A 3,461-nucleotide genomic window follows, 5' to 3' on the forward strand; every position below is an offset into this window, starting at 1 on the left:
CGCCCGCCAGCCCCGCCGCGTGCGGGGCCCCGCGCCCGCCGTCGCCGAGCACACCGAGACCGTGCGCGTCGTCGAGCACCAGGCCCGCGCCGTGCTCCCGGCACGCCTCGGCGAGTCCGGTGAGCGGGGCGGCGTCGCCGTCCACCGAGAACACCGTGTCGGACACCGCGACCGCGGGCCCGTCGTGCCCGTCCAGCGCCTTGCGCACGGCGTCGGGATCGGAGTGCGCCGCCACCTGTGTCGTACCGCGGGCGAGTCGGCAGCCGTCGATCAGCGAGGCGTGGTTGCCCGCGTCGGAGACGATCCTGGAGCCGTGCGGGGCCAGCGCGGTGACGGCGGCGAGGTTGGCCGCGTAGCCGGAGGAGAAGACCAGGGCCGCCTCGAAGCCGCAGAAGGCGGCCAGTTCGCGTTCCAGCTCGGTGTGGAGCCCGGTGGTGCCGGTGACGAGCCGGGAGCCGGTCGCCCCGCCGCCCCAGGTCCGCGCGGCCCGCGCGGCGCCCTCGGTGACCTCCGGATGCCGGGCCAGACCCAGGTAGTCGTTGCTCGCCAGATCGAGCAGCGGCGTGTCGGCCGCCCGGGGACGCAGGCTGCGTACGAGTCCGGCCCGGCGGCGCAGCTCCGCCTGCTCGTCGATCCAGCCGAACGCCATGTGTCCTCCGGGGTTTTTGTAGGCAGTGCACAGACATTAGCGGGAGGCCGGACGGACCAGTGTGTGGTGATACCCACACCTCGAAGTGCCCCTGTTGTACGAACTCTCCTTGGCCCGGGCGGGTCGGGTAGGACAGGATCGGCTCTCATGAACCTGCTGAACACGCTGGTGGACAAGGGGCTTCGGCGTGAGACGCCGACCCGCGAGGAAGCTCTGGCCGTGCTGGCCACCTCCGACGACGACCTGCTCGATGTGGTGGCCGCGGCCGGGAAGGTGCGGCGGCACTGGTTCGGCCGACGGGTGAAACTCAACTATCTCGTCAACCTCAAGTCCGGCCTGTGCCCGGAGGACTGCTCCTACTGCTCCCAGCGGCTCGGCTCCAAGGCCGACATCCTGAAGTACACCTGGCTCAAGCCGGACCAGGCGTCGCAGGCGGCCGCCGCCGGTCTCGCGGGCGGCGCCAAGCGGGTGTGCCTGGTGGCCAGTGGCCGGGGCCCCACCGACCGTGACGTGGACCGGGTCTCCGACACCATCAAGGCCATCAAGGAGCAGAACGAGGGCGTGGAGGTGTGCGCCTGTCTCGGTCTGCTCTCCGACGGCCAGGCGGAGCGGCTGCGCGAGGCGGGCGCGGACGCCTACAACCACAACCTCAACACGTCCGAGTCGACGTACGGGGACATCACGACCACCCACACGTACGCCGACCGGGTGGACACGGTGCGCAAGGCACACGCCGCCGGTCTGTCGGCCTGCTCGGGTCTGATCGCCGGCATGGGCGAGTCCGACGAGGACCTGGTCGACGTGGTCCTCTCGCTGCGGGAGCTGGACCCGGACTCGGTGCCGGTCAACTTCCTGATCCCGATGGAGGGCACGCCGCTCGCCAAGGAGTGGCACCTCACCCCGCAGCGGTGCCTGCGCATCCTGGCGATGACGCGGTTCGTCTGCCCGGACGTCGAGGTGCGGATCGCCGGCGGCCGTGAGGTGCACCTGCGCACGATGCAGCCGCTCGCGCTGCACCTGGCCAACTCGATCTTCCTCGGCGACTACCTCACCAGTGAGGGCCAGGCCGGCAAGGCGGACCTGGAGATGATCGCGGACGCCGGGTTCGAGGTGGAGGGCACCGGCGAGGTGACGCTGCCCGAGCACCGCGCGGGCGGCGGTTGCGGCTCCCACGAGGGCGGCGGCGCGTGCGGTCCGGCGACCGCGGGCTCCTGCGGGAGTGCGCCCGAGGAGCCCCGTACGGACCTGGTCGCCGTGCGCCGCCGGGGAGCCGGAACGGACCTCGCGCCCAATGCCTGAGCGGTCCGTCGCCGAGCTGCTGGAGCTGGACCGGCGGCATGTCTGGCATCCGTACGGGCCCATGCCGGGTCGTCAGGAACCGCTCGTCGTGGAGTCGGCGAGCGGGGTGCGGCTGAGACTCGCCGACGGCTCGGGCGAACTGGTCGACGGGATGTCGTCCTGGTGGTCGGCGATCCACGGCTACAACCACCCGGTGCTCAACGAGGCCGCGCGCGGGCAGTTGGAGCGGATGAGCCACGTGATGTTCGGCGGGCTCACCCACGAGCCCGCCGTGCGGCTGGCGAAGCTCCTTGTCGACATGTCGCCGGACGGTCTCGAGCATGTGTTCCTCGCCGACTCCGGGTCGGTGTCGGTCGAGGTCGCGGTGAAGATGTGCCTGCAGTACTGGCGTTCGCTGGGCCGGCCGGAGAAGCGGCGGCTGCTGACCTGGCGGGGCGGCTACCACGGTGACACCTGGCAGCCGATGTCGGTGTGCGACCCCGAGGGCGGGATGCACGAGCTGTGGTCCGGGGTGCTGCCGCGCCAGGTCTTCGCGGACGCGCCGCCGGCCGGGTACGAGGAGGAGTACGCCGAGCACCTGCGGTCGACGGTGGAGCGGCACGCCGGCGAACTGGCCGCGGTGATCGTGGAGCCGGTGGTGCAGGGCGCGGGCGGGATGCGGTTCCACTCCCCCGCGTATCTGCGGGTGCTGCGCGAGGCGTGCGACGCGCACGGCGTGCTGCTGGTGTTCGACGAGATCGCGACCGGGTTCGGGCGCACGGGCGCCCTGTTCGCGGCGGAGCACGCGGCGGTGGCGCCGGATGTGATGTGTGTGGGCAAGGCGCTGACCGGCGGTTACCTGACCATGGCGGCGACGCTGTGCACCGCGCGGGTGGCCGAGGGCATCTCGCGCGGTGAGGTGCCGGTGCTGGCGCACGGGCCGACGTTCATGGGCAATCCGCTGGCGGCGGCCGTGGCCTGCGCCTCCGTCGAACTGCTGCTCGGCCAGGACTGGCTCGCGGAGGTCGGGCGGATCGAGGCGGGCCTGCGGGAGGGGCTGGCGCCGGCGGCCGGGCTGGCCGGGGTGCGGGACGTGCGGGTGCTCGGTGCCATCGGGGTGGTCCAGCTCGATCACGCCGTCGACATGCGGGCGGCCACGGAGGCCGCCGTGCGCGAGGGCGTGTGGCTGCGGCCGTTCCGCGATCTGATCTACACCATGCCGCCGTACGTCACGGGTGACGCGGACGTGGCGCGCATCGCCCGCGCGGTGTGCGCGGCGGCGAAGGAGGGATGACATGTCGGTGTTGGTGATCACGGGCACGGGCACCGAGGTCGGCAAGACGGTGGTGACGGCCGCCCTCGCCGCGACGGCGCTGGCGGCCGGCCGGTCGGTGGCGGTGCTGAAGGCGGCGCAGACGGGTGTGCTCCCGGCGGAGACCGGGGACGCCGAGGAGGTCGCGCGGCTCGCCGGTGCGGTGACGACGGCCGAACTGGCCCGGTACCCGGATCCGCTGGCGCCGGCCACGGCGGCCCG

At 73.0% G+C, this 3,461-nt stretch carries 4 protein-coding genes; 3 read left to right on the forward strand and 1 reads right to left on the reverse strand.

Features of this window, described 5'->3' with window-relative positions; genetic code table 11:
• Window positions 1–649: aminotransferase class I/II-fold pyridoxal phosphate-dependent enzyme (locus tag B7767_RS11690; protein ID WP_143652365.1), on the reverse strand; the 649-nt coding region annotated here is incomplete at its 3' end.
• A 147-nt stretch (window positions 650–796) separates the two neighbouring features.
• On the opposite strand from B7767_RS11690, the gene bioB reads away from it, so the two are divergent.
• From bioB to B7767_RS11705, 3 genes are all read left to right on the forward strand, one after another.
• Window positions 797–1,948, forward strand: a complete 1,152-nt coding sequence (bioB, locus tag B7767_RS11695) for a biotin synthase BioB (RefSeq protein WP_085572143.1) — start codon at window positions 797–799, stop codon at window positions 1,946–1,948.
• The gene (locus tag B7767_RS11700) at window positions 1,941–3,221 is read left to right on the forward strand and encodes an adenosylmethionine--8-amino-7-oxononanoate transaminase (RefSeq protein WP_085572144.1); all 1,281 of its coding nucleotides are present in this window, start codon (window positions 1,941–1,943) and stop codon (window positions 3,219–3,221) included. Before bioB ends, B7767_RS11700 begins: the two co-directional genes overlap by 8 nt.
• Before the next feature lies 1 nt (window position 3,222).
• Window positions 3,223–3,461, forward strand: a 239-nt coding sequence (locus B7767_RS11705; RefSeq protein WP_143652367.1) for an AAA family ATPase, incomplete at its 3' end; no start/stop codon positions are given.

It is taken from the genome of Streptomyces sp. 13-12-16, assembly GCF_002114215.1.
Classification (GTDB): domain Bacteria; phylum Actinomycetota; class Actinomycetes; order Streptomycetales; family Streptomycetaceae; genus Streptomyces.